This window comes from Vallitalea maricola (assembly GCF_036985595.1).
GTDB lineage: Bacteria > Bacillota > Clostridia > Lachnospirales > Vallitaleaceae > Vallitalea > Vallitalea maricola.
The window spans coordinates 1-282 of the sequence record NZ_BTPU01000182.1 but is presented as its reverse complement, the minus strand read 5'-3'; the positions used below and the strand labels follow the sequence as shown (position 1 = coordinate 282).

The following is a 282-nucleotide window of genomic DNA, read 5'->3' as shown; positions in this document are numbered from 1 at the left end:
CTTCTATAGTATTGGTTGTAGACAATACTATAGAAGGTTATCTAACTAAAGATAGTATTAATAATAAGGTATCTATTTCAGATAATGAAGATATGGGAAGTTATATTAAGACAATATATAAACCTCTTAAAATTGGTAAAGAATATACGTTGCTTGATGTAAAAATAGTTACGGGTAAATCACATCAAATAAGAGCTCACTTATCTAGTATAGGACATCCTCTTATTGGTGATTATAAGTATGGTGATAAAAAGATAAATGATATCTTTAAAGATAGATATG

The 282-nt window shown here is 26.6% G+C and carries 1 protein-coding gene; it reads left to right on the top strand.

Annotated elements, in window-relative coordinates:
• A partial coding sequence (locus AACQ14_RS23805; protein WP_339366026.1) for an RNA pseudouridine synthase occupies nt 1-282 on the top strand: 282 nt, incomplete at both ends.